We start from the raw sequence: 26,817 nt of genomic DNA, 5'->3' as shown, positions 1-26,817 counted from the left end.
GTGGTTCGGCGGCGACAATGGCGACCGTATGGACGTGATCGCCGAAAAGCCGCGCTACGCCGCGGGCGACACCGCCAGCTTCCAGGTCCGCATGCCGTTCCGCGAAGCGACCGCGCTGGTCACCGTCGAACGCGAAGGCGTACTCTCCAGCTTCGTCGTGCCGCTCAAGGGCACCAACCCTGTCGTCAAGGTCAAGCTGCCCGCGACCTATGCCCCCGACGTTTATGTCTCGGTGATGGCGGTGCGCGGCCGCGTGACCGGAGACGAAAGCTGGTTCCGCAAGATGAAGCGCGCGGTCGGTTTCAAGATCGAGAATAGCGAAGGCGCTCCCCCGACGGCGCTGGTCGACCTCGCCAAGCCCGCCTATCGCATGGGCATCGCGCGGATCAAGGTTGGCTGGGAAGGCCATCAACTCGGCGTCAAGGTGAAGGCCGACAAGGAAAAATATGCAGTCCGCGAAACCGCCAAGGTGAACATCGAGGTCAAGACCCCGGGCGGCAAGGCGCCGAAAAACGCCGACGTCGCCTTCGCCGCGGTCGACGAAGCCTTGCTCCAGCTCGCGCCCAACGAAAGCTGGGAAGTGATCGACGCGATGATGGGCGAACGCACCCTCGACGTGCTCACCTCGACCGCGCAGATGCAGGTTGTCGGCAAGCGGCATTATGGCCGCAAGGCGCTCGAACCCGGCGGCGGTGGCGGCGGCGACCTCTCGGGCCTGACCCGCGAGGATTTCCGCCCGGTCCTGCTGTGGAAGGGCAATGTCCCGCTCGATGCCAAGGGCCGCGCCACGGTCGACGTGCCGCTGTCGGACAATCTCTCGGGCTTCCGGCTCGTCGCGATCGCGACCGACGGATCGCAATTTTTCGGCACCGGCGAAACCAGCGTCCGCACCGTGCAGGATCTCGGCATCTTTGCCGGGATGCCCGAACTGGTGCGCACCGGCGACACCTATGACGCACGCTTCACGCTGCGCAACGGCACCGATCAGCCGATGGAGGTCACCGCGACCCCGACCTTGTCGCCCGCCGTCGCGACCGCGCCGCCGCTGACCGTCACCATTCCGGCGGGCGGCGCGGTGCCGATCAGCTGGTCGATGACCGCGCCCGAAGCGACCGGCCCGATCGAATGGACGGTCGAAGCGGTGGCAAAGGGCGGCAAACAGCGCGACCGGCTGGTCTTTGCGCAGCAGGTCGAACCCGCGGTACCGGTCGAAACCTGGGCCGCCAGCCTGTTCCGCGTCGGCCCCGGCACGACGCTGCCGATCGGCGTCCCCGCGGGCGCGCTACCCGGCGGCTATGTCGACGTTGCGCTGGCGGGCACGCTCGCACCGCCGCTGGCCGGGGTGCGCGATTATATGAGCGCCTATCCCTACACCTGCTTCGAACAGGAAACGTCGCGCGCGATCGCACTCGGCGATCTTGGCCGCTGGCAGACGCTGGCCGGGGCGCTCCCGACCTATCTCGATAACGACGGCCTGCTCCGCTACTGGCCCAACGAGCGGATGGAAGGCTCGATCGAGCTCACCGCCTATGTGCTCAGCATCAGCGCCGCCAACGGCTTTGCGATCCCCGAGGCGCCCAAGGCGCGGATGATCAAGGCGTTGCAGGCGGTGGTCGAGGGACGGCTGACCCGCAAGGGTTACGGCCCCTATGACATCCGCCCGGTCCGTATCGCGGCGCTCGCGGCGCTCGCGCGCAACAATGCGTCGAGCGCGCAACTGGTCGCCGCGAACGACGTCGCGCCGATCGACATGACCACTGGCACGCTCTCCGACTGGCTGGTGGCGATCGAGCACACGCCGGGGGTCCGCGGTGCGCCCGCGCTGCGCACCGCCGCCGAAGCCGAGCTGCGCGAGCGGCTTGTCTATGAAGGCACCCGCCTCGACCTCGTCGACGACGCCCGCGCCCCCTGGTGGATGATGACCAGCGGCGACGAAATGGCGATCAAGGCGCTCGAAGCCGTCCTCGGCCGCAAGGGTTGGGAGGATGACGCGGGCAAACTGATGGTCGGCGTCGCCCAGCGTCAGCGCAAGGGCCATTGGGACACCACCCCCGCCAACGCGTGGGGCGCGGTCACCGTCCGCCGCTTTGCCGAGCTGTATCCGGCGAGCGCGATCACTGGCGTCACCAACATCGGCCTTGCGGGCGCCACCGCCTCGCAAAGCTGGCCGCTGCCCGCCGAAGCGCCGTCGCCGCTCCGCGTCGCGCTCAACGCCGCGACGATGAGCCTCCAACATCAGGGTAGCGGCGCACCATGGGCAACGGTCAGCGTCAAGGCCGCCGTGCCCTTGAAGGAACCGCTCAACGCGGGTTACCGGATCAAGCGCTCGGTCAGCATCGTCAAGGCGGCTAACAAGGATCGTCTGACCCGCGGCGACGTGATCAAGATCCGGATCGAGGTCGTTGCGGCCGCGGGCCGCACCTGGGTCGTGATCAACGATCCGATCGCGCCGGGCGCGACGATCGTCGGCAACCTCGGCGGCCAGTCCGAAATGCTCGCCGACCAAGCGGGCGGATCGGGCGCGCAGCCGAGCTATGTCGAACGCGGCCGCGACAGCTGGCGCGGCTATTTCGGTTGGATGCCCGCGGGCACCCACGCGGTCGAATATGTCGTGCGTTTGAACGGCTCGGGCCGCTTCTCGCTCCCCCCGACGCGGGTCGAGGCGATGTACTCCCCCGCGATCCGCGGCCAGTGGCCGAACGGCACGCTGACCGTGGCGAGTGTGGGACAGTGACGCCCGCACGCCTTCCCTTTCTCCGTTCGTGTCGAGCGAAGTCGAGACACCCTGAAGGCATGCATGACCGATGGGCATCTCGACTTCGCTCGATGCGAACGGGAGAGAAGTACGGGGCATTTCGGCCATGAACACCTCTATCGGGATCGTCATCCCGGCGAAGGCCGGGATCTCGACGGCGCGCTTCAACGCCACGGTGAGATCCCGGCCTTCGCCGGGATGACGGAACGTGGATAGTCAAACTCCAGTGCGCCGCACTTGGCCCCACGCCCTCGCCTGGCTGGCCCTCGCCGCACTCATCCTCGCCACCGCCGCGCACCTCGCCACCAAACCGCCCCCCATGCCCACCTACGCCGCCGTCCGCGCCGACTGGCAGCCCAGCGAAGCCTGGCTCTACGACCGCGACGGCCAGTTGCTGGACAGCGAACGCGTCAATTTCGAACGCCGCCGCCTCGCGTGGGTGCCGCTGAAGGACATCAGCCCCGCGGTCCGCGATGCGGTGGTGCGAAGCGAAGACCAGCGTTTCTGGTCGCACGGCGGCGTCGACTGGCTCGCAGTCGCCAGTGCCGTCCGGGCGCGCTGGACGGGAGACCGCTCACGCGGCGCCTCGACGCTGCCGATGCAGCTCGCTGCCTTCCTCGACCCCAGCCTCGCCCAGCCGGGCAAGCGCGACTGGCGTACCAAGCTACGCCAGATGCGTGCCGCACAAGCGCTCGCCGCGCAATGGTCACACGCGCAGATGCTTGAAGCCTATTTTAACCTCGTCCCGCTGCGCGGCGAGGCGCAGGGCATCGGCGCCGGGTCGCGCGCGCTGTTCGGCAAGCGCCCCACCGACTTGACCCGCACCGACGCCGCCTTGTTCGCCGGCCTGCTCCCCAATCCCACCGCGGGCGCCGAGGCGCTCGGCCGCCGCGCCTGCCGCGTCGCCCAAACCCGCGACTGCACCGCGATCCGCGCCGCTGCCGCGACGCTCGTTTCAGGCGACCGCGCCGCACAGCTCGACCCTGCGCTCGCGCCGCATCTCGCCGTCCGCCTGCTCGACAAACCCGGCAAGCGCGTCACCACCACCATCGACCGCCGCATCCAGACCGCCGCGATCGTCGCGCTGCGCCGTCAGCTCGCCGGGCTCGGCTCCGACCGCGTTCGCGACGGCGCGGTCGTCGTGCTCGACAATGCGACCGGCGAAGTCCTCGCTTACGTCGGCGGCGTCGGCCTCAAATCGACCGCCGCGTCGGTCGATGGTGCCAATGCGCGGCGACAGGCGGGATCGACGTTGAAGCCGCATCTCTATGCGCAGGTCATCGAACATGGCTGGCTCACCGCCGCCTCAATCCTCGACGACAGCCCGGTCCAGCTCGACACCGCCTCGGGGCTCTATGTCCCCAAAAACTACGACCGCAGCTTCAAAGGCCCGGTCAGCGTCCGCAACGCGCTCGCCTCGTCGCTCAACGTCCCCGCCGTCCGCGCCCTCGTCATCGACGACGTCCAGCAATTCCGCGACCGCCTCTGGGCGCTCGGCTACCACGGCCTCGTCGAGGACGGCGAATACTACGGCTTCAGTCTGGCGCTCGGATCGGCCGAAGTTTCGCTGGTCGAACAAGCCAACGCCTTCAGAACATTCGCAAATTCCGGAAAGTGGTCGCCGGTCAGTTTCGACGCTGCGCAGCACCTTCGCCAACTTCCGCCCCGCCAGATCGTCAACCCCGCCGCCGCCTTCATCGTCGGCGACATCCTCGCCGACGCCGCCGCCCGCACCGACGCCTTCGGCGCCGACAGTGCGCTCCGTCTCCCGTTCTGGGCCGCCGCCAAGACCGGCACCTCGAAAGGCATGCGCGACAATTGGTGCATCGGCTGGTCCGATCGCTTCACCGTGGCGGTGTGGGTCGGCAATCTGGAGGGCGATTCGATGCGCGCCGTCTCAGGCACCTCGGGCGCCGCGCCCGTCTGGCGCGACGTGATGCTCGCGCTCCACGCCGGCAGCCCCGGCAAGCCCCCGGCGATGCCGGCGGGCATCGAAGCGCGCCAGATCGCGCTCCCCGGCACCCGCGAACCGCCACGCCGCGAATACTTCCTCCGCGGCACCGCGCAAACCGAAATGGTGGCCGCGCCGCAAGCCGCACGCCGCCCCCGCATCACCAGCCCGGTCAGCGGCAGCGTCTATGCGCTCGACCCCGACATCCCGATCGACCGCCAGCGGCTGGCGGTTACGGTCAGCGGCTCGGTCGCCGGATATCGCCTGATCCTCGACAAAAAACCATTGGGCGACGCCGATGCCGGCCAGCAGATCCTGCCGCGCCCGGGCAGCCATATGCTCGCGCTGGTCGATCCCGGCGGGCGCATGATCGATCGGGTCCGCTTTACGGTGCGGTAAGCCGTGGCCCCGGTCGGGAAATTAAGTTGCGCTGCCGCACGGAGCGGCTAGTCTGCGCAGCTTGGAGACGGACGGCATCAGCCGCCACAAGGGGACAATTTATGCTACTTGACCGGGTAAAACCGTTAGATGCCATTTTAGCGACAGCCCAAAAGAAATCGTTGCACCGAACCTTGGGCGCATTTCAGCTCACACTGTTCGGCATCGGCTGCGTCATCGGAACCGGCATTTTTGTGCTGACCGCGGCTGGCGCGCAAAAGGCGGGACCGGGCCTGATGCTGGCCTTTGCCATCGCTGGCTTGATCTGCATCGTCGCGGCACTCTGTTACGCCGAAATTGCCGCAATGATCCCCGTCGCCGGCTCTGCTTATACCTACACTTATGCGACGATGGGCGAAATTCTGGCTTGGACTGTCGGCTGGGCGCTCGTCCTTGAATATGCGGTGGCGGCGTCCGCCGTGTCGGTCGGCTGGTCGGGTTATCTCAACGGATTGCTGATGGAGTTTTTCGGCTTCCAGTTCCCGGCGTTCCTGTCCGGCGCACCGCTTGCGCTGGGCGGAGTCGAAGGCGGATTCATCAACCTCCCGGCCGTTGCCATTGCGTTGCTCATGACTTGGCTGTTGATGATCGGCACCACCGAAAGCGCGCGCGTCAACGCGGTGCTGGTCGCGATCAAGGTCTCCGCTCTCACTGCGTTTATCGCGTTGACCCTGCCAAGTGACCAGTTTTCGACCGAACAGTTCAATCCGTTCCTGCCCGCCGGGATTTTCGGCGGCTTTGGCTCAGGTATCGGCGCAGTCGGCGCAGCAGCGACGATCTTCTTCGCCTATGTCGGCTTCGACGCCGTTTCAACCGCCGCCGAAGAAACCAAGAACCCGCAGCGTAACGTCCCGATCGGCCTGATCGGTTCGCTGCTGTTCTGCACCGTTTTCTACATCCTCGTCGCAGCCGGTGCCGTCGGCACCGTCGGCGGTCAGCCGATCATGGGGCCGAACGGCATCCCCTTCCCCGCCGGGTCGGAAGAGCTGGCGCGCCAGTGCGCGACCTATGCCGCGAACGAACTGCCGCTGGTCTGCTCGAACGAAGCGCTCGCGCATGTGCTGCGCCAGATTGGCTGGTCGGGGGTCGGCAACATGCTCGGCATCGCCGCCTTCGTCGCGCTGCCTTCGGTCATCCTGATCCTGCTGTTCGGTCAGACCCGCGTCGCGTTCGTGATGAGCCGCGATGGCCTGCTCCCAGAATCGTGGAGCAAGGTGCATCCGAAGTGGAAAACCCCGCATGTGATCACCGCGATCACCGGCGTCGCCGTCGCCTTTGCGGCCGCTTTCCTGCCGGTCGGCAAGCTCGCCGACATCGCCAATGCCGGGACGCTTTATGCGTTCATGATGGTCGCCGTTGCGGTGATGATCCTGCGCAAGACTGCGCCCGATACACCGCGCGCATTCAAAACCCCTGCTTTGTGGCTGATCGGGCCGCTCACGATTGCAGGAACAATCTTCCTGTTCCTCAACCTGCCGTTCGAAGCGATGATCGTGCTTCCGGTGTGGGGCGCCGTCGGCCTCGTTTTCTATTTCCTCTATAGCCGCAGCCGCAGCCACCTCGGTCGCGGCATTGTCGAAGTGCATGAGGACGATCTGGAGCCGCACGCGCCGATCAACTGATCGTCAGGCGTCGGCGCCAATGAAACGGGCCGCCCCGGCATGACCGGGGCGGCCCTTTCGTTTGTCAGAACGGCGTTCTGGGCGCCGTCCCCGGCCGCGTGAACAGCATGCCGCGCTCGGCCCAGAATACAAGCACCAGCCCGACGACCGCGCTGATCAAAAAGGCGTAAGCGAGCGGCAGGGTCGTGCCGTCATATTGCTGCCCGATCAGCGCACCGACCACCGCCGCCAGCAGGGTCTTGGCAAAGCTCTGATACGAAGAAGCGACCCCGGCCATGTGGCCGAAATCTTCCATCGCGATCGAACCGAAATTGCTGCCGATAAAACCGATCAGCCCGACATTGACCATCATCAGGGCGGTGAACATCCACAGCGTCTCGGCGCCGCTCAGCGCCGCGATAATCTGCGCGATTGAGCTTGCCATGAAGGCGAACACCGCAGTCTGCGACACTCGCCGCGCGCCAAACCGCTCGACGATCGCAGCGTTCGAGAAATTGGCGATCGCAATGCCCACCGCGACGCAAGCAAAGATCAGCGGAAACCAACTCTGCGCGTTGAACACCTCGTCGATGATCTGTTCGCTGCTGTTGAGATAGCCATAGAGCGCGCCCTGCATCATGCCCGATGCGATCATATAACCCGCGGCGCGGCGATGCCGTGTCACGGTGGCCCAGCCGCTGACCATCGTCCGCCAGTCGAGCGGGCGGACGTCAGCGGGATCGAGCGTTTCGGGCAAGCGGCGGAGCCAAGCGATCATGACGAGGCCCATGACCGCGAGGACGATGAAGATCGCGCGCCAACCCGCCAGGGCCGCGACCCCGGCACCGATCGTGGGCGCGATGATCGGCACGATCATGAAGACGAGGAAAATCAGCGACAGCCGCTTTGCCATCGCATCGCCCGCGAACAGGTCGCGGATCACCGCGACGACAATCACGCCCAGCGCCGCGCTGACCAGCCCATGGCCAAAGCGCAGCGCGAGTAGCATCGGAAAGCTGGTCGCGAGTCCGCAGCCGATCGAAAAGGCAACATAGGCGAACAGCGCGGGGACAAGCACCCCTTTGCGCCCGAAACGGTCTGCAAGTGGGCCGTAGAGCAGCGAGCCGAACCCAATGCCGAGCAGATAGAGCGAAATGACATATTGGCGGTCGTTGGCGACGAGGACGCCGAGCCCTTTGCCGATCGCCGGCAGCGCGGGCAACATCGCGTCGATGGCGAGCGCGTTGAGCGCCATCACCATCGCCATCATGACCACCATTTCGCGTTCGCCCGGCAGGGTTCGCTTGGGGGGTGGGGCCGGGTTGTGCATCGCTGCAGCCTATGGTCCCAAGCCGGTGCTTTGACCACCCCCCAAGGCAACGAGCATTGCTATGCAACGCAAAAGGGCCGCTCCTCGCGGAACGGCCCTCAATGCATGTCGGTCGAGCCGCTTAGCCTTGCCGGGTGCCGGTCATCGCCATCGATCCGAACGCACCAGCCTTGATCGTACCGGTCAGCGCGTCGCCGTCGATCGTCGCTTCGCATTCGAGCGTCATCGGCATCGGCACCTTCATGTCCATGGTCCAGGTCAGCTTGTTGCCATCGACCTTGCCGTTCTGGACGTCGAGCGCACCCATTGCGCCGGCGTTCGAACCGGTGAAGCTGTCACCATCGCTCTTGACCGTGAACACCGACTTCTGATCGCCCATCGGCGATTTGGTAACGCAATCATAGCTGCCATCTACGGACATCGAAGCTCTCCTTACTGATATCAATGTTAGTTAATCGGTGTCGCTGTTTCCACCGGCAAACCCAATCCGTCAAGCTGTGGTTTGACCACCGCCGCATCGCCGACAACCACATAGACCAGATCGTCGGTGCTGAGCGCCTTGCGCGCCGCAGCGTCGATTTCGGCCGTCGTCATTGCTTCATAGGTGGCGGGCAGCGTTTCGTAATAATTGTCCGGGCGGCCGAATTTGACGATCTGCCGCAGTCCGGCCAGCACATCGGCCGACGTTTCAAAACTGCCGGGCAATTCGCGGACGCTGCCGTTGATGGTGCGCTCCAGCTCTTCCTTGGTCACACCCTTGTCGGCGAGGAAGCTTTTGAGGTCTTTCTGCAACTCCTTGATCGAATCGCCGGTACGGTCGGCCTGCACCGGCGCCACCGCCACCCAGCTCAGCCGGTCGGTCTCACCCGAAATCCGGCTGCGCACGCCATAGGACCAGCCTTTGGTTTCGCGTAAATTGGTGTTGAAGCGCGACAGGAAATTGCCTCCAAAAATGTCGTTGGCTGAGCGCAGCACCTCCAGATCGTCGCCGCCCTTGGCGTCGAGTACTTTGCCCGCGACGATCACCGATTGCGGCGATTTGGGGCGGTCGAACAGCACAATCCGCGGCTGCGGCGCCGGAATGGCGATATCGAAATTCTTGACCGGCTTGGCGGTTTTCGGCGCCTTCCAAGCCCCCAGCGTCGAATCGAGCTGCTTCTTCACCTCGGCCAGCGTCGTGTCGCCGACGACAAAGATCCGCGCATTGTCGGGGCGGATCCACGCGCTATGGAATGCTGCCAGCTGGTCACGCGTCGCCGTTTCGACCGCCTTGGCATCGCCCAGCCCCGACGGCGGAATGCCATAGGGATGATCGGCGCCATAGAGCATCGGCGCCATCAGGCGCGATGCGATCGCGTTGGGATTATTGAGTTCGGCCTTCAATCGGTTGAGCTGCTGCGCCCGAACCCGCTCCAGCTCCTTGGCATCGAACGCCGGGTTGCGAATATAGTCGGCGAGGAGCGATAGCGAGGCACCGAGATTGGGCTTCAGGGCAAACAGGCTGAACACCGTTTCGTCGGCGTTGGCGGTTGCATCAATCTGCGCACCAAGCCGTTCCTTAGCTTCGGCAAAGGCGATCGAATTGAGGTTGGTCGTGCCTTCGTCCATCAGGCTGAGCATCAGCGACTGGGTACCGAGCGCGCTGTGCGGATCGGCAGCATAGCCGGCGTCAAAGCTGACCGCGACATTGACCGTCGGCACCGTCGTGCGGCGGGCGAAGATGACCTCGACACCATTTTTGAGCTTGGTGCGTTCGATCGCCGGGAAATCGAGCGCGGTGAGATCGGCGACCGCGGGCAATTGCGAGCGGTCGGCGATCGATGCCGCCGCGCCGATGCCGGTGTCGGGTCCGACGTCGCCGAGCGCCGCATTCCAGTACCGATCGGGCGCCACGGCCTCGGTGATCTTGCCCGCCGTCACCGCGCCGCCGCGGTTCTCGCCGCCTTCGGTGCGCTCGCCGGGCGTGTAGGTGAGCGAAAAGGCCGGGCGCGACATCCATTTGCGCGCCACGGCGGCGACTTGTTCGGGCGTGGATTTCGCCATCCGGTCGAGTTCGACTTTGTAATAGGCCGGATCGTTCGAATAGAGCGCCCCCTCGGCCAGCGTTACCGCCTTGCCGCCAAAACCGCCGACCGACTCGAGCCCAGCGATGGTGCCACCGAGATAGCTTGCCGCGGCGCGTTGCAGCTCGTCAGCCGTCGGGCCGGTTGCAAGGAATTTCGCGATTTCGTCGTCGAGCTTCTTGCCGACCGCCGCAACATCGGTTCCCGGCTTCACATCGGCCTGGACGATCAGAATGCCCGCATCTTCAAACGACTGGGCAAATGCGGCAACGCTCACCGCGACCGGGTCGGTGCGGACCATCGCATTGTCGAGCCGCGACGACGACAGGCCGCCGAGTACGGCAGTTGCCATTTGCAGCGGCACGGCTTCGGCATCGTTGAGCCCGGGGATCGCCCACATGCGATAGATGCGCGGGGTCGGGATCAGGTCCTTGACCTCTTTCGCCAGCGGCGCGGGCAAGGTCGGCACGCTGGTTTGAGGTGCGGTAATTTCAGGACCACGCGGGATGTCCCCGAACCAGTTTTGTACCTTGGTCTTGGCGGTCGCGACATCGACGTCGCCCGCCAGCACCAGCACCGCATTGTTGGGACCATAATTGTCGGTGAACCACTTCTTCACATCGTCAAGGCTCGCCGAATTGAGGTCGGCCATCGAACCGATGGTGCTGTGGTGATAGGGATGGCCCTTCGGGAAGAGATTCTCGAAAATCTCGTAGCGCAGCAGGCCATAGGGATTGTTGTCGCCCTGGCGCTTTTCATTCTGGACGACGCCGCGCTGGTTATCGAGCTTTTCCTGCGTCACCGCGCCGAGCAAATGCCCCATGCGGTCGCTTTCGAGGAACAGCGCGCGGTCGAGGGCGCCGGTCGGCACGGTTTCAAAATAATTGGTGCGATCGACGTTCGTCGTCCCGTTGCTGTCGGTCGCGCCGACCTGTTGCAACGGTTCAAAGAAATCGCCGGGGGCGTTTTCCGACCCGTTGAACATCAGATGTTCGAACAGATGGGCAAAGCCCGTCTTGCCGTTGGGCTCATGCTTCGACCCGACCCGGTACCACACCGACACCGCGACGACGGGTGCTTTGCGATCCTCGTGCACGATCACGCGCAGGCCGTTGTCGAGCGTGAAGGCTTCGTAGGGAATGTCGACCGCCTTGACCAGGTCGGCGATTGGCGCCGGATCGGCGGCCTTGGCCTTGGCGAACGCAGGACCAGCAGCGACCAGCGAGGTGGTCACCGCAAGAGCAAGGGCAAAACGATGGAAACGGGGCATGGGCATCCTCTAGGATAATTGCGGCAGACGCGAGACGGCCTGCTTGCGACCGGGTGCCGGACGGCACTGTATCAACGGTCTAGGACAGGCTTTCGCCGCTTTCAAGGCCGATAGAAGCGCGCCCCGCTGGCTTTCAGCGCCGCCGGATCGAACAACACCGGTTTCAGCTGGTGGCGCACGAACAGCGGCGCCTGATCATTGTAATGCGGGCTTTCGGGACGCGTCGTGGCCGACCCGAAGGGCTGGATCGATTCCGAACGGACTCGGCCCTGCGCGTCCCAGGTCATGAACATGATGAAGCTGTCGCCGTGGCGCACCTTCAACCGCCCATCGGGTTCGGCATCCCACAAGGTCGAAGCCCGCACCGTGTCGTTGCCGCCGTCGAGCGGCAGGTCGATCCGCGACGCGCCTTCGCCATGGCGCAGCCGCAGCACCGTCCCGAGCCTGGGGTCGAGCCCGCCGAAATGCTGCTGTAAATGCGCCACTGTTTCGGCCAGCACGGTGCGCGGATCGGGACCGGCGCGGCGCTGATAATGGCTGCCGTTCGCGGGGCGCAGTACCATCAGCGCCAGCGCATCGCCCTTCCCCTTGCCGTCGAGGTTCCAGTCCCAGCGGCGGAGCAGGTTCTGCGCATCGATCAGCGCCGGATCGTCCTTGACGTTCAGCGCGAGCAGGCGGTCCATCCAAGCTTTGGCGTATCCTGATTTGGCATAAGCGGTGTCATATTTGATCGTCTTCAGCCGTGCTTCATCGATCTGGCCCGACGCTTCGAACAGGTCGATCAGCCGCGTCGCACGGTTGGTCATGTCGTCCTCGACCCCGAGCAGCGGCGAGAAGGCCGCGGCGTCGAGTTCGTCGCCCGGACCCGCCGCGACCCACGGGGTGTTGTTGGCGTTCATCACATAACCCGAGCGCGGATTGACCAGCGCCGGGGCGCGGTCGAACGGCAGTGTCTGCGTCCACAGCGCCGCCGATGTGTCCCCCGGCAAAACGCCGCGCCAGTTGAAGCCATCGGGCCGGTCGGGGAACATCGCGTTGTAGAACAGCGCGATATTGCCCTTGGCATCCGCGTAGATAAAATTGGTCGCGGGCACGCCCTGCCCCGCCATCGCAGCGCGCCATTCGGCAAAATCCTTCGCCTTGTTCAGCCGGTAATATTGGGTGACCATCGCCGACTGGTCGATCCCGGCATAGCGGATGGCAAAGGCACCCTTCGCATTCTTGACCACCGGACCATGGACCGAGCGATAGATGGTGCGTGGGATCGGCAATACGAACGGGCCAAATTTTACCTTCAGCCAGACGCGCTTTTCTTCGAGTGGCCGCCACGCGCCGTCGTAGCGATATTGGTCGCCATTCTCATTCAGCACCAGCTTGTACACATCGATCAGGTCGGGGCGATTGACCGTGTTGGTCCAGCCCAGATATTTGTTGTGGCCAAGAAAGGGATAGGGCGAGCCGGGGAAATTGGCGCCCGCGAAATCCCAGCCTTCCTCGCTATGGACCACCAGTTCGTACCAGGCGACGCCGCCGGTCCATGGCTGGTGCGAGTTCGACACCAGCCGCGTCGCGCCGTCGGTGGAGCGCGCAGGCGCCACCGCCATCGCGTTCGATCCGTTCGACGCCGGGTCGCTGCCCAGCGGCGTGTCGGCGCGCGGGACGATCTTGCCTGTCGCATCGAGCGCGGGGCCGCCCTCGCGGTTCAGCGGCTTGCCTTCGACCAGCGATCCCAGCACCGAATCGAGTCCGAAAAAGAAGGGCGAGCGCAGCACGAAGCCCGCAACGACATCTTCACCGGTTACCGGGAACAGTCCCGGCAGCCGCACTTCGCCGGGATGCTTGTCAGCGTAGCGGTTGAGTCCCGCCGCATAGGCCGTGAACAGTGCCTTCACATCGGCGGGCAGCTGGGGCCAATCGCGCGCCGTCGTCGCACGTACATCGAGCAGGGCAGCGGCATAATCGATCTTCGCACCATCCTCGCCGAGCATCGCCCCGGCACGCCCGCGCGTCATCGCCAGCACTTCCTGCAAGGTGGCAAAATCATCCTCGGCGTGCGCGTAAGCGACCCCATAAGCGACGTCGGCGTCGGTCTTGCCAAAGATATGCGGCACCCCGAACTTGTCGCGCGCGATGCGGACATCCTGCGGCTTGAACGTCGGCGCGGTCGGCGCTTCGGCGGTTAGTGGCTCCCACAGCGCCAACGAGGCGGCGGTGACGACCAGAAACAGCAGAAAACCCAGCAAAATCCGTCGCAGCATCTCTGGTCCTCTTCATGCGCCCGATCCGCGCCTGTCTGACCGTCATGTCGTCCGATGGCAAGCGCCTGTCGTTCGTCGAGCCGAATTTGCGATTGGGCGCCACTTGACTATGCAGGGTGCCATAACTTCAAACGGGGAATTTCCATGAATCACAAAAGCCTGCTTCTTGCCGCGTGCCTGTCGTTCGCGTTCGTTCCGCCCGCCTTTGCCCAGACGGTGACGGGATCGGGCGTCATTCCGGCGACCGCGACCAACAGCGCCGAACGCGCGATCGGCTTCGCCGCCAGCGCCCCGGCGAGCGGCGCGCTTGTCATTATGATGAGTGACGCGACGCTGCCGCCGCTTGATGGCATCGCGCTGAGTGCTGCGGAACGTCAGGCGGTCACCGCCGCGGCCGCGGCGGCGACATTCGAGGGCAAACCCGAATCGACGCTGTCGCTGCGCGGGATCGGGGCGTATTCGCGCATCCTGCTCGTCGGCACCGGTGGCACCCCGACCTCACTCGCCCTGGCCGAAGCGGGCGGCAAGGCCGCGCAGGAGCTGAAAAGCGAAGCGCAGCCGGTGACGATCGCAGGCGCTTTCGGCGATGCGTCGGCCGCCGACGTCGCTTATGGCTTCGCGCTCGGCCAGTATCGCTTCGACCGGTACAAGACTGCCGACAAAAAGGCACCGCCGACCGGCGCCGTGACCGTCGTCGGCGCCAACCCCGCGGCCGCCGAAGCGGCGTTCAACGGGCGCTGGAAACCGCTGGTCGATGGCGTCCGCCTGTCGCGCGACCTCGCCAATGAACCCGCCAACGTCATCTATCCCGAAAGCTTCGTCGCCCGGGTACGCGAGGCCTTCGCCGGAACCGCCGGGGTCAGCATCGAGGTGCTCGACGAAGCCGCGATGCGGAAACTCGGCATGGGGACGCTCGTCGGGGTCGGTCAGGGCAGCCCGCGGGGATCGCGGCTGATGCTCGTGCGCTATCGCGGCGCCAACGCCCCCGCCGCGCCGATGGCCTTTGTCGGCAAGGGCATCACCTTTGATTCGGGCGGCATTTCGCTGAAACCCGGCGCGGGCATGTGGGACATGAAGGGCGACATGTCGGGCGCCGCGTCGGTCATGGGCGCCGTCCTCTCGCTCGCCAAATCGCGTGCATCGGCGCATGTCGTCGGGGTCGCGGCGCTTGCCGAGAATATGCCCGACGGCAATGCCCAGCGCCCCGGCGACATCACCCGCACGATGTCGGGCAAGACGATCGAAATGCTCAACAGCGATGCCGAAGGCCGCCTCGTCCTCGCCGACGCCAATGAATATGTCGCGCAGGCGTACAAGCCGCGCGCGATCGTCAATATCGCGACGCTGACCGGGTCGATCGTCGGCGCGCTCGACGATCAATATGCCGGACTGTTCGCGCGCGATGAGACGCTGGCCGCCAACCTGCTCGCCGCCGGCAAGGTCAGCGGAGAGGAATTGTGGCGGATGCCGCTGCACAAAAATTACGCCGAAAAGATCAAATCGGACATCGCCGACATCCGCAACATCGCGCCCAGTCAAGGCCCGGGCGCCAGCATCGGAGCGCATGTCATCGGCTATTTCGTCGACGAAACGACCCCTTGGGCGCACTTGGACATCGCCGGGGTAAACCAAGCGGACAAGGCGACATCGCTGGTGCCGAAGGGCATGACGGGCTTTGGCGTCCGCTTGCTCGATCAACTGGCGCGCAGCGGGGAATAGCGACCTCCAACCCCGTTCGTGTCGACCGACGTCGAGACCGTGAAGTCGTACGCGGCCGATGGACATCTCGACGTCGCTCGACGCGAACGGGAACTGGTAACAACCCCTTGTGTTGCCAAATAGCAACACTATCTTGCAAGACAAGAAAGGGGCTTATTTCCCATGAACCTCGAAAAATTCACCGACCGCGCCAAGGGCTTTCTGCAGGCTGCGCAGACGATCGCCATCCGCATGAACCATCAGCGGATTTCGCCCGAGCATATCGCCAAAGCACTGCTCGAAGACAGCGAAGGCATGGCCGCAGGGTTGATCGCCAAGAGCGGCGGCGATGCGCCGCGCGCCGTAGCGGGGATCGACGCTTTGCTCGCCAAGGTGCCAGCGGTTTCGGGTTCGGGCGCGCAAGCCACTCCCGGACTCGATAACGACGCGGTGCGCCTGCTCGATCAGGCCGAACAGGTCGCGACTAAGGCGGGCGACGGCTATGTCACCGTCGAGCGGCTGTTACTGGCGATGGTGCTGTCGTCCGCGACCCCCGTCGGCAAGGCGTTTGCCGACGCGGGGCTCAAGGCCGACGCACTCAATGCCGCGATCAACGACCTGCGCGGCGGCCGCGCCGCCGATACCGCAACCTCCGAAGACCGTTACGAAGCACTCAAGAAATTCGCCCGCGACCTCACCGAAGTCGCGCGCGAGGGCAAGCTCGACCCGGTGATCGGTCGCGACGAAGAAATCCGCCGCACCATCCAGATCCTCGCGCGCCGGACCAAGAACAACCCGGTGCTGATCGGCGAACCCGGCGTCGGCAAGACCGCGATCGCCGAAGGGTTGGCGCTGCGCATCGTCAATGGCGACGTCCCCGACAGCCTGAAAGACCGCCGCCTGCTGTCGCTCGATATGGGGTCGCTGATCGCCGGGGCCAAATATCGCGGCGAGTTCGAGGAGCGGCTGAAGGGCGTGCTTGACGATGTGAAGGCCGCCGAGGGCGAGATCATCCTGTTCATCGACGAGATGCACACGCTGGTCGGCGCGGGCAAGGGCGAGGGCGCGATGGATGCGTCGAATCTGCTCAAGCCCGCGCTCGCGCGCGGCGAGCTCCATTGCATCGGCGCGACGACGCTCGACGAATATCGCAAACATGTCGAAAAAGACCCGGCGCTCCAGCGGCGCTTCCAGCCGGTGTTCGTCGGCGAGCCGACCGTAGAGGATTCGATCTCGATCCTGCGCGGGCTCAAGGAAAAATATGAGCTCCACCACGGCGTCCGCATCACCGACGGCGCAATTGTCGCCGCGGCGACCTTGTCGAACCGCTACATCTCGGACCGTTTCCTGCCCGACAAGGCGATCGATCTGATGGACGAGGCGGCGAGCCGTATCCGCATGGAGGTCGAATCGAAGCCGGAAGAGATCGAGACGCTCGACCGCCGGATCATCCAGATGAAGATCGAAGAAGCAGCACTCTCGAAGGAGAGCGACGAGGCCTCGAAGGACCGGCTCGCCGCTCTCCGCGCCGAGCTCGCAAACCTCGAACAGCAGTCGGCCGAACTGACGCAAAAGTGGCAGGCCGAAAAGGAAAAGATCCACGCCGAGGCGAAGATCAAGGAAGAGCTCGACGCCGCGCGCTCCGCGCTCGAACAGGCACAGCGCGCCGGCGACCTCGCGAAAGCGGGCGAGCTCAGCTATGGCACAATCCCCGCGCTCGAAAAGCAGCTCGAAGAGGCGCAAGCCGTTTCAAGCAACGCCATGCTGCGCGAGGAAGTCACCGCCGACGACATCGCCGCGGTGGTCAGCAAATGGACCGGCATCCCCGTCGACCGAATGCTCGCAGGCGAACGCGAAAAACTGCTCGCGATGGAAAACACCATCGCCAAGCAGGTGATCGGACAGGATCATGCCGTCCATGCCGTCGCAACCGCGGTGCGCCGCTCGCGCGCTGGGCTGCAAGACCCCAACCGCCCGCTCGGCAGCTTCCTCTTTCTCGGCCCCACCGGGGTCGGCAAGACCGAGTTGACCAAGGCGCTCGCGCGTTTTCTGTTCGACGACGACAATGCGATGGTCCGCATCGACATGTCCGAATTCATGGAAAAGCATAGCGTCGCCCGGCTCGTCGGCGCGCCTCCGGGGTATGTCGGTTATGAAGAGGGCGGCACGCTCACCGAAGCGGTGCGCCGTCGCCCCTATCAGGTCGTGTTGTTCGACGAGGTCGAAAAGGCACATCCCGACGTCTTCAACCTGCTGCTCCAGGTGCTCGACGACGGGCGGCTGACCGATGGGCAGGGGCGCACGGTCGACTTCACCAACACGTTGATCATCCTGACCTCGAACCTCGGTAGTCAGGCGATCGCCGCGCTGCCCGACGACGCGCCGGTCGAACAGGCCGAACCCGCGGTGATGGAAGTCGTGCGCGCGCATTTCCGGCCCGAATTCCTCAACCGGCTGGACGAAATCGTGCTCTTCAACCGCCTCGCGCAGCAGCATATGGGCGGCATCGTCGATATTCAGGTCGCGCGGGTGCAGAAATTGCTCACCGACCGCAAGGTCACGCTGGACCTGACCGATGCGGCACGCGCGTGGCTTGGCCGCGTCGGCTACGACCCCGTCTATGGCGCGCGGCCGCTGAAGCGTGCGGTGCAGAAATATCTGCAGGATCCGCTTGCCGATCTGATCCTGAAAGGCGAAGTGAAGGACGGCTCGACGATCCGGGTCGACGAAGGCGACGGCGCGCTGAAGCTCGTTGCTGCTTGATTCTAAAGGGCGGCCGTGGCGCCGCCCTTACAGCTCAAACAAGCTGCTGCGCTGCCAGCGCCGCAAGCCATTCCGGCTCCGGCTGATCAGCGTCGTAATATTCGAAGATCAGATGGATGCGCGGGGTACTACCGCGATTTTCCACGGCATGGACCCCCATATTGTTGACCTCGGCCGCCTCACCCTCAGGCAGATGATAGCTTTGGCCGTCGATGTGAAACACGACCTGATCGTTTGTCTGGATTGGCACGTGAATCTTGTGGGGCCATTTGGCGGCGGGATTGGCATCGCGATGTGGTTGGATCACCCCGCCTGCGGGCATTCGCGCCAGCATGACGCGAGGAAATACGCCGTTCGTATAGCCATAGTCCGCGGTCGCTGCGGCCAGCACTGGCGCAAGCAACGACTGCCATTCGTCCCACAACGGACGGGCATAGCCACTCCGCCAATCGCGCATGTTGGCGACAAAACGGAAAACGATATGCGCTGTCGCGTCCAGCGCTTCGAAGCGGTTGGGCTTATCGGCGTTTTCAGCCTGCCACAAACTTTCCGGAATGGCTGATACCGCCGCCTTCAAAGCCGCGATATCGACCACACCCAGCCGCCGGATGCTCGTTGTTTTGCGGGGATTGGGATACATGGTTCTGCCTCGACGAATTAGGTCAGTAATCATAGCCGAATAGTTCGAGATCGCGGGCATAGATTTTGGCGACGCCGTCGATCAGTTCCTGATCGTAATAGTCACGATAATCACCGCGCCGCGACCGATTGGCGTGATCGAGAGGCGACGTTGCAATGCCGATTTGCGCACATATTCCGTCATAATCTGCCTGCATCGTCTCGACCTTACCCAACCGGTCGGCGAGCAGACGCCCGTCTATATCCGTCAGGAACAGGTGCTGCGGCCGAAAAATGACGTGCTGAAGCGGGGGCGCTGTGAACAGAAAATGGCGCATGACCCGTTTTGGGTCGCGCGCAAAACTGCCTTCACGGCTCGTTGCGAAAGCGCAGTAGGAGACGAAACGGTCAAATGGATTACGGACGAAGGCGAATTTGAAATAATCACGGAACGTCTCTTCGCCTAAAAACGGTCGAATTTCGGCAAAACTGATGTGTCCGTGGCCCATCCGCGCGATTTCGGGGATCGGAAATTGCTTTTCAACGAACAGCCGCGCCTGCTCCATGTCCCGCTCGCCCAGATGATCGCGCAAGCCCTGGCGAACCGAATGCGTCCCGGTCTTCGGGATCGCGACAAAAATGAAACGGTGTTGATGCGAAACGATCATCGACGTCAGGTCGTTGCGCGGGCGGGCGAATTGCCGGGCGCGGCGACCATGAAAATCAGTTCGGCGAGCGCCCGGTCCAGAGGTACGTCATTGCCTTCCAGCAGAAGGCGTTGCGCCTCCAGCCGCTGCAAATCACGCTGGACCTGTTCAATCAGATGACGGTAGGCGGTCAGCCCTGCGACAGCGGTGCCATATTGAGCCCACAGCGCGCCCCACGCGTTTGCGAATTGCTCCATTCGCGCGGCGATCGCATCGCGCGCCGGCGTCGCGGCGCATTGTTGCAACAGATAATCGATGTGGCAGCGAATTTCCCATACCGACATGATCGTCGGCAGATTGACCTGTTCGTAGGCCAACGGTCGCTCGCCGACGGACCCTGGCGCAACGGTCTGGGCGGGTTGGCCATCGCGGCCGAAACGCTTCGCATCGGCGATCATCGCCCATAATTTTTCGCCGCCGACCGTATCGAGCACCAGATGCACCCGCTTGGCGTCGCCATCGTTGCGGACATTGTGGATACAAAAGCTGTCGAACAGCCAGCATTCGCCCGGCGCCATATACACCGTTTCCGCATCGCAACTGAATGCGACCTTCGGGTTGGTGACGATCGGGATATGAATGCGGATGTGTGTGCGCCAGTAATAGCCGACGTCGACGTGCTCGGGAACGACCGCGCCCGGCGCGAGACCCATCAACCGGCTGCGTCCCCAAACAGCACCCAGATCAGCAAGGATTTCCATGATATAGGGGCATTGGCGCAGCGCGTCAGTCGGTGCCATTGGGCCGCTGAACCCGTCGGACACTTCGCCGGCGGGAGTGATCAGAGGGACAGCGCTGTTGCCGGGCAACTTGCCTGGATGCGGCAGCCACGCAGCGAGCGGCAACGCGGCGACCTCGGCCGCCAGCGTCTGCGGACAATATTGCCGCGGGAGCTTAACCAGCGGCGTCCCCAATTTCATTGCGTCAGTTGCCCTTTTCGATACTGATGACTGGTCGGTTGATCATTTCCCCTGCATCACGCTCATGCTGTTCCGTCAAGGCCTTCCACGCTGCGGCGGTCTTGCAAATCTTCGACTCGAAACGCGTTCCCGTCCGCTTCGCTCGCTTACAGACCAACCGTTCCTTTTCATCGGTCGCGGTCGCGTCACTGGGAGGCTCCGACATATGGGCCCCCGCTGGCGCCCCCATCAGCAGCGCGGCCGAAGCCAGCAAAGCGAGCGATGAACTTTGGCGCATGATGGAAACCTCCGCAGCATTGAATTTTTGCCAAACTTGCATATTCCCTCGGCCCTGCCAGTGTCAATTTGGACCGCGGCCCGGTACATTCTACAAAGGACATCTTGCCGTCCATGGACGCCGACTACCGCCTCGCAGACAATCTGGATTGGGAACGGCTGGCGGCAGCGTTTGCTGCTCGTGGCCGGGTCGAGGTGGCCGACCTTCTGGCGCCCGGTCAGGCGGCGGCGCTCGCGGCCCATCTGCGCGCGCGAACCGACTGGCATCTGGTCCTGAATGCCGGCGACAAGGTTTATGAACTGTCGCGTGCGGGCTTTGCCGACCTTAGTGACGTGCAGCGATGCGAACTTGAGCGCCGCGTTGTTGCAGCGGGGCGAACCGGGTTTCAATATCGCTACGAAGCAATCCGCGTGCCCGATGCCGCCGCCGAGCGCGGCGATGACCCGTTGTCCCGCTTCGTCGCGTTTTTGTCGGCGGCACCGATCCGTGAAGCGCTAGGCAAGTTGATGCAGATCGACGACATCGCCTTCGCGGACGGGCAAGCCACACGATATGATCACGGCCATTTTCTGACCAGTCACGACGATGCGGTCGCCGGAAAGAACCGGCGCGCCGCCTATGTGTTTTCGCTGACTCCGGCGTGGCGGCCAGAGTGGGGCGGATTGCTGATGTTCCACGGCGCCGACGGCAACATAGAAGAGGCATTTGCGCCGCAAATAGGCGCCTTGCGCCTGTTTCGCGTACCACAACTACATAGTGTCAGCTATGTTACACCTTTCGCGGCCGAACCGCGGCTGTCGGTCACCGGATGGTTACGCGCCGCCGATTAGAGGGTGTAGCCATAACGTTTTACCCAAGGTTCGAGTATGGGCAGCACCTCGCGCATTTGCGCCGCGTAACGTTTCCACCGACCGCTGGCCGAGGCGTAAATCGGCTCCATGACCTGCGCATAGCTGGGGGTCCGGATGAAACCTCTCTCAACCGCCGTCTTTTGGTGGTCGAGCAACGAATCCTGCCATTTCAGGCCAAGAAAGTCGATCAGCGGCTTGGTCGCCGCCGCAACGTCGGAAACCATGGCTTCATAACGCAGCATGTGGACGTCGAGCGGAAAGATTGTTCGGCAATTTTCCCAATAGGCGAAGATACGGTCGTAGGTGCGGCTGGCGTTGGCCAGGTCGAGGAAGCTGGCCATCGCCTCGGTCGGTTTGAAGTTCTGGATATAACAGCTGAGAACGACGTCGCAGGGATGCCGCATCGCAAGAATGATCTTTGCGTCGGGAAAAAGGCGATGGATCAGCGGTATACGGATCATCGACAACGGATTTTTGTCGATAACCAGAGCGCCCGGCGGCGGCGGCGATCTTTTGTCGAGTTCGGCGAAATACTGCTGGCGCAGATTCGCAACCGCCGCGCCATCAAGAGTTCGGATCGTATCCAACTCGCCAAGTGATTTGGCGAGATTTTCGATGATCGGCAGTTCTTCGAGCACATGGGTATTGCTATGCCCCATCAGGATCGTGTCGAGCAGCGTTGTACCCGAACGCGGAAATCCGACAAGAAAAGCCGGGGCAGGTCGGTCGGTGGCAAGGGGCGGCGCCTGCCAATCGGCAAACCATGCTGCCGTCGTCTGCCCATCCAGCGTCGCAATCGCCCGTTGATAGGCGCTGCGATCAACGCCGACGCCCATCGGGCTTTGCGCCTGCGCCGCATTCATATCCTCGTAAAAGCGGATCGCATCGTCGGTCAGTCCAAGACGGTCGGCCAGTTGCCCCGCAAACTGCGCCTTGATCGATGGATTGATCGCCGGCGAATAAACGTCACGCACAAGGTCGAGCGCCGCGGCGCGGTCGCCGTCCCGGCTAAGCAAGAGCGCGCGAAGATAGTCGATTTCATCGCCCGCCAGGCCCGCGGCCTCGGCAGCCTGGATCAGGGCGCGGAGTTCGTCGGTACGGTTGGCTTTTTCGAGCAATATGCCAAGGTTGAGATAGCCGGGAATGAAGCGCGGATCGGCCTTTATGGCAAAGCGCAGCGACTTTTCGGCCTGCGCGTTGTTTTCCAGATCCATGAATGCCACGGCGATCGCCAGAAAAATCTTTGGGTCGGAAGGATCCAGCCGCGCAGCTTCGCCAAGCGCGCGAAGGCCGCCTTCGACATGATTGATGCTGGTCAGCGTGCGGCCAAGTTCCAGCAGCAACGCAGGATCCTTTGGCGACAACAGCACCGCCTTTTCAAAAAGGAGGCACGCCTCTTCATAGCGATCTTTCGACACCATGACGCGCCCCATATTGGTATGCACAAGCGACGATTTCGGATCGATCTGGCGCGCCCGATCAAACGCCTGCAATGCGCCTTCCAGATCCCCCGATTCGTGCCGCGCATTACCAAGATTGTTCCAGGCGATGAAATCGTCGGGATTTTCGGACACGAGCCTTTCATAGGTCCAGCTCGCTTCGGTCGTGCGGCCCTGTGCTTTGAGGATTTGCGCCTGCATCGCCTGAAGCTCGGTCGATTGGGTCAGATTTCCCTCGGCGCAGACACGTGCCGCATCGTCCAGGTCGCCCAGATCGAGCAGCGCCCGAGCGAGATTGATCCGATTGTCACTCGTATCGCCGCCATTGGCGATGGCGCGGCGCAGGAAATCGGCACCGACACGCAAATTACCTGTCTGGCAGGATAGCACGCCAAGGAGTTGCAGGACGGACGCGTTAGCAGGCTGGGCGCGCAACGCCGCTTCACCTTGCATCTGGGCCGTCGCAAAATCGCCTTTTGCATATGCGGCGTAAGCGGCGCGCACTCGATCAGTTAGGGTCATGGATTCCGTCTATAAAAAAAGAGGGCGGGACACCAGTCCCGCCCTCTCTTTAAGTCCAATGCCGAAGCTTAGAACTTCAGACGTGCCGACACATAAGCACGGCGTCCGATCACGTCGTACAGCGACGGGTCGGTGCCCGACTGCACGTTCGGCGAGTAGGTTTCCGGCTTGCGGTCGAACGCGTTGTTCAGACCGATGCGGAAGGTCATCGCATCGACTTCCGCCTGCATCGCGAAGTCGAAATAGAAGGTGCTGCCCGGGCCGGTGAACTCTTCACCGACATACTGACGTGCCGCACGGTTTTCCATCGAGTCGATGAAGCGGACGCGGGTGTCGAAGCTCAGCTCACGCGTGATGTTAAGCTTGGTGTTGAGCGTCGCCTTCCAGCGCGGGAAGCTGGTCCCGAGACCGGCACCGAAGTAGGATGCCGTACCCGCATAATCGGTCTTCACGCCGCCAAGGCCAACGTTCTTGAAGTCGATCAGATAGTTGACCAGCAGGTTGAAATTCAGCCCGCTGTCTTCGTTAATGAACGGCGTCGGCAGACGATAGCCGAGCTGAACATCGACACCCGACGTCTTCACCGAACCGGCATTGACGAACTGGAAGTACCCATTGGCGTCGCCGCCCAGCGAAGCCGGCAGATAGATGCCGGTCATCGCATCACCCGAACGACCGATACCCTGACAGAAGGGATTGGTCGGATCCAGGTTGGGATTGACGTCGTTGTAGCCATAGCAGGACGCGATGATTTCGTTGACGTCGGGATTGAGGATCGTGTCCTTGATCTTGATATTGTAATAATCGATCGACCCCGTGAAACCAGCGGCCTGGAACACCGCACCAACGGTGAAGGCGTCCGATTTTTCTGGCTTCAGATTGGCGTTGCCGGTCGTGGTGATGAATGCCTGCGCGCCCGGCGAGGGAACGAAGGTGTTGATGTTGCCATCACTTACGCCACCACCCAGCGGGGTGTTGCGGCAAAGATCCGCAGCAGCCGTACCACCGCTCTGGCGGAAGTTGCTGTTGATCGAGCACGGATCGAAGATCTGCGGGAAGCTGCCGCCACCCGAGAACAGTTCGTTGAAGTTCGGTGCACGAACCGAGCGCTGATAGCTGGCGCGCAGACGAACTTCGTCAATCGGGCTCCACGTGATCGTACCGCCATAGCTCCAGTCCTTCGACGGCGCACCATCGATACCATTGGCGATATCGTTGAAGTCGCTCTTCGAATGGCGCGCGGTCAGCGACAATTCCAGCGTGTCCATGATCGGCGCACGAAGTTCACCGAAGAAGTCGAGGAACTTGTTGGTGCCAAGATCGGGGGTGCTGGTATTGAAACCGGCGATCGGACCGAACAGCGAACCCGGGTCGAATTCGTAGCGGAATTTGCGCTGCTCGACACCGAACACGACGCCAAGCGGACCACCCGGCAAATCAGCCAATTCACCCGAAACATAGGCCTGGGCGACCTTCTGCGTGAAGACCGTCTGGGTCACGCCCACTTCGTCAACATAGTCAACGCAGTCTTGCGAGAAGGGCTGGATGCCGAACGGATTAAAGCCGCCATCGCACAGGCTGACGCCGCCGTCGGGCGCTTCGAGCAGTTCCTGGACGCGCTGGACGTTGACGTTGCCCGTCGCACGCTGGTCGATCGTGGTTTCGCCCCAGCTGTAATAGGCTTCGTAGCGCCAACCGGGAGCGAACTCGCCGCGCAGACCAACCAGGCCTTGCAGGACTTCATTCTCAAGCTGCTGTTCGCGCAGGCCGGTGCCAAGGAAACGGTAACCGATGCGGACGCCTTCAGCCGCACCAACGCCGGTCAGGTTGGGATCGTCGCCCACGCGCGTATTGAGCAACGAGCGCAAATCAGCCGAAACGAACGGGTTGGTGACCGGTACGACAAAACCGGTGATGCGACCGCCAGGGGCGACCAGCGGCGAGCGCGCGTTAAGAACGGAAGCCGTCGTGTTGCCGGTGTTGACGATGCCCGTGCTGACCGGGGTCGGCGCCAATGCGGTCGCCGAATTATAGTTGGTGTAGCCACCCTGGACGAATACATCGAACGCCGGATTGATCTCGTAATTCGCCGTCACGAACGCCGACTTGCGTTCCAGCGGGAGGACGAGAATGTTCACGATGTCGAAATTGTAGCTGTAGAAGTCCGGGAAGAAAAGGAGGTTCGGGTTCGCCGGCGAATCGAGTTCGTAGCGGAAGTTCGCGACATCGACCGGGCTGTTAAAGCTGCCACGACCGAATAGCGAACCGTCCGAGTTGAAACCGAGCTGCCCGGTGCTGGGGATCTGGCCCGCAGCGACGCCATAGCTGGCGAACAGAGTATTCACTGCCGCCTGGCTGATCGGGTTGGTCGCGCTGTTGACGAACGTACCGGTCGGGAACGAGCCGGTGGTCGAGGTCGCCTGCGATGCGAAGTCGCGCTGCGCCTTGATCAACCCTTGACGCTTGGAATACTCAGCCGAAAGCGCGATGTTACCGCGACCATCGGCAAAATTGCCGCCGATGATGCCGCTGATCTGATATTCACGCGCATCGGTTTCGGGAATCGAGTTCGAATAGCTCGCCCGCAGGTCGATACCTTCGAAATCGTCCTTGAGGATCAGGTTGACCACGCCCGCGACCGCGTCCGCACCATAAGCCGCGCCAGCGCCGCCGGTCACGATTTCGATACGCTCGATCAGGCCCTGCGGAATGGTGTTCAAATCGACCGTCTGGTCAGAAGCCGACACCATCGGGCGGCGGCCGTTGATCAGGACGAGGTTGCGGTTCGAGCCGAGACCGCGGAGGTTGATGTTCGACTGACCGCCGTTGCCGGGGTTGTTCGACGTCGTCGTGCCGGCCGGATTCACCTGCGGCAGCGTGTTGAGGAAGGTGTCGAGCGTGACGTCGGCGTTTTCGACCGTCGCATCACCGCTGACCACGGCCACCGGGCTGTTCGAATCAAGGTTCGGACGCGCGATACGCGAACCGGTCACGATAATCGTGGCTTCACCGCCATCACTGGCGCCGGTATCCTGCGCATGGGCAGGAGCCGAAGCTAGGGCGACGCTCAGTACGAGCGGCGCAGCGCCTAGCTTCAGCTTGGAAAATTGGGTTTTCTTCACAGTGCAGTCCCTTGCTACTGGTGGATTGAACTACCCGAGCCCCTGATGCGACGGCATATTGCCGACGCACAAACACCCCGATAGCGTGCGGAATGATCCTTCCCTCTTGTCGAGTAAAGGAAATTTCCCACTTTATCCGCCGTTTCGGAACGCATTGTGACGTATTTGCAACAGCCGTGACATTTGGCGACATACAATATGTCGAAGCGCAAGATCAGCGACATATTGTTTCGC

The 26,817-nt window shown here is 63.3% G+C and carries 16 protein-coding genes; 6 read left to right on the top strand and 10 right to left on the bottom strand.

Annotated features, from left to right (window positions below; all coding sequences use genetic code 11):
- The 3 genes from VGN68_RS03005 to VGN68_RS02995 all read left to right on the top strand — a co-directional run.
- Positions 1 to 2,734: alpha-2-macroglobulin family protein (locus VGN68_RS03005; protein WP_327473729.1), on the top strand; the 2,734-nt coding region annotated here is incomplete at its 5' end.
- A 340-nt stretch (positions 2,735 to 3,074) separates the two neighbouring features.
- Positions 3,075 to 5,105 carry a penicillin-binding protein 1C gene (gene pbpC, locus VGN68_RS03000; protein WP_327473731.1) on the top strand — a complete coding sequence of 677 codons (2,031 nt, stop codon included), beginning with the start codon at positions 3,075 to 3,077 and terminating at the stop codon, positions 5,103 to 5,105.
- Positions 5,106 to 5,206: 101 nt separating this feature from the next.
- Positions 5,207 to 6,766: an amino acid permease gene (locus VGN68_RS02995; protein ID WP_293698082.1), complete on the top strand. Its 1,560-nt coding sequence runs from the start codon at positions 5,207 to 5,209 to the stop codon at positions 6,764 to 6,766.
- A gap of 64 nt (positions 6,767 to 6,830) precedes the next feature.
- Here VGN68_RS02995 and VGN68_RS02990 read toward each other — a convergent pair whose 3' ends face one another.
- The 4 genes from VGN68_RS02990 to VGN68_RS02975 all read right to left on the bottom strand — a co-directional run bounded on the left by VGN68_RS02990 (position 6,831) and on the right by VGN68_RS02975 (position 13,666).
- Positions 6,831 to 8,075 carry a multidrug effflux MFS transporter gene (locus VGN68_RS02990; protein ID WP_327473724.1) on the bottom strand — a complete coding sequence of 415 codons (1,245 nt, stop codon included), beginning with the start codon at positions 8,073 to 8,075 and terminating at the stop codon, positions 6,831 to 6,833.
- A gap of 121 nt (positions 8,076 to 8,196) precedes the next feature.
- Complete coding sequence (locus VGN68_RS02985; protein WP_088443263.1) at positions 8,197 to 8,496, bottom strand: hypothetical protein; 300 nt, start codon at positions 8,494 to 8,496, stop codon at positions 8,197 to 8,199.
- 26 nt (positions 8,497 to 8,522) lie between these two features.
- On the bottom strand, positions 8,523 to 11,408 hold the full coding sequence (locus VGN68_RS02980; protein ID WP_327473717.1) for a pitrilysin family protein: 2,886 nt from the start codon (positions 11,406 to 11,408) through the stop codon (positions 8,523 to 8,525).
- Between the two features lie 101 nt (positions 11,409 to 11,509).
- A complete protein-coding gene (locus VGN68_RS02975) occupies positions 11,510 to 13,666 on the bottom strand; it encodes an acylase (RefSeq protein WP_327473715.1) in 2,157 nt (718 codons plus the stop codon).
- A gap of 144 nt (positions 13,667 to 13,810) precedes the next feature.
- Here VGN68_RS02975 and VGN68_RS02970 point away from each other — a divergent pair, with 144 nt between their 5' ends.
- Together VGN68_RS02970 and clpB are read left to right on the top strand one after the other, a co-directional pair.
- The gene (locus tag VGN68_RS02970; protein WP_327473713.1) at positions 13,811 to 15,385 is read left to right on the top strand and encodes a leucyl aminopeptidase; all 1,575 of its coding nucleotides are present in this window, start codon (positions 13,811 to 13,813) and stop codon (positions 15,383 to 15,385) included.
- Positions 15,386 to 15,547: 162 nt separating this feature from the next.
- Positions 15,548 to 18,127, top strand: coding sequence for an ATP-dependent chaperone ClpB (clpB, locus tag VGN68_RS02965; protein WP_327473710.1), 2,580 nt, complete (start codon positions 15,548 to 15,550; stop codon positions 18,125 to 18,127).
- A 34-nt stretch (positions 18,128 to 18,161) separates the two neighbouring features.
- Here clpB and VGN68_RS02960 read toward each other — a convergent pair whose 3' ends face one another.
- Genes VGN68_RS02960 through VGN68_RS02945 form a run of 4 tightly spaced genes read right to left on the bottom strand, consistent with a single transcriptional unit; the run spans position 18,162 to position 20,691 of the window.
- Entirely contained in the window at positions 18,162 to 18,827 is a 666-nt protein-coding gene (locus VGN68_RS02960) for an aspartyl/asparaginyl beta-hydroxylase domain-containing protein (protein ID WP_327473708.1), read from the bottom strand.
- Positions 18,790 to 19,413 carry a sulfotransferase family 2 domain-containing protein gene (locus VGN68_RS02955; protein ID WP_327473706.1) on the bottom strand — a complete coding sequence of 208 codons (624 nt, stop codon included), beginning with the start codon at positions 19,411 to 19,413 and terminating at the stop codon, positions 18,790 to 18,792. The genes VGN68_RS02960 and VGN68_RS02955 overlap by 38 nt, the downstream gene beginning before the upstream one ends.
- Positions 19,414 to 19,418: 5 nt before the next feature.
- Entirely contained in the window at positions 19,419 to 20,372 is a 954-nt protein-coding gene (locus VGN68_RS02950; protein WP_327473704.1) for an aspartyl/asparaginyl beta-hydroxylase domain-containing protein, read from the bottom strand.
- A gap of 4 nt (positions 20,373 to 20,376) precedes the next feature.
- Positions 20,377 to 20,691, bottom strand: a complete 315-nt coding sequence (locus tag VGN68_RS02945; protein ID WP_327473701.1) for a hypothetical protein — start codon at positions 20,689 to 20,691, stop codon at positions 20,377 to 20,379.
- 71 nt (positions 20,692 to 20,762) lie between these two features.
- Between VGN68_RS02945 and VGN68_RS02940 the strand changes: the two genes are divergently transcribed.
- Complete coding sequence (locus VGN68_RS02940) at positions 20,763 to 21,479, top strand: 2OG-Fe(II) oxygenase family protein (protein ID WP_327473699.1); 717 nt, start codon at positions 20,763 to 20,765, stop codon at positions 21,477 to 21,479.
- On the opposite strand, the gene VGN68_RS02935 is transcribed toward VGN68_RS02940, so the two are convergent.
- Together VGN68_RS02935 and VGN68_RS02930 are read right to left on the bottom strand one after the other, a co-directional pair.
- A complete protein-coding gene (locus tag VGN68_RS02935; protein WP_327473697.1) occupies positions 21,476 to 23,461 on the bottom strand; it encodes a tetratricopeptide repeat-containing sulfotransferase family protein in 1,986 nt (661 codons plus the stop codon). The two genes, VGN68_RS02940 and VGN68_RS02935, sit on opposite strands and share 4 nt — an antisense overlap.
- A gap of 68 nt (positions 23,462 to 23,529) precedes the next feature.
- Entirely contained in the window at positions 23,530 to 26,583 is a 3,054-nt protein-coding gene (locus VGN68_RS02930; RefSeq protein ID WP_327473695.1) for a TonB-dependent receptor domain-containing protein, read from the bottom strand.
- Positions 26,584 to 26,817: the final 234 nt, after the last annotated feature.

This window comes from Sphingopyxis sp. (assembly GCF_035998965.1).
GTDB lineage: Bacteria > Pseudomonadota > Alphaproteobacteria > Sphingomonadales > Sphingomonadaceae > Sphingopyxis.
The sequence above is the reverse complement of the archived record's forward strand: the minus strand, read 5'-3'. Positions and strand labels throughout refer to the sequence as shown.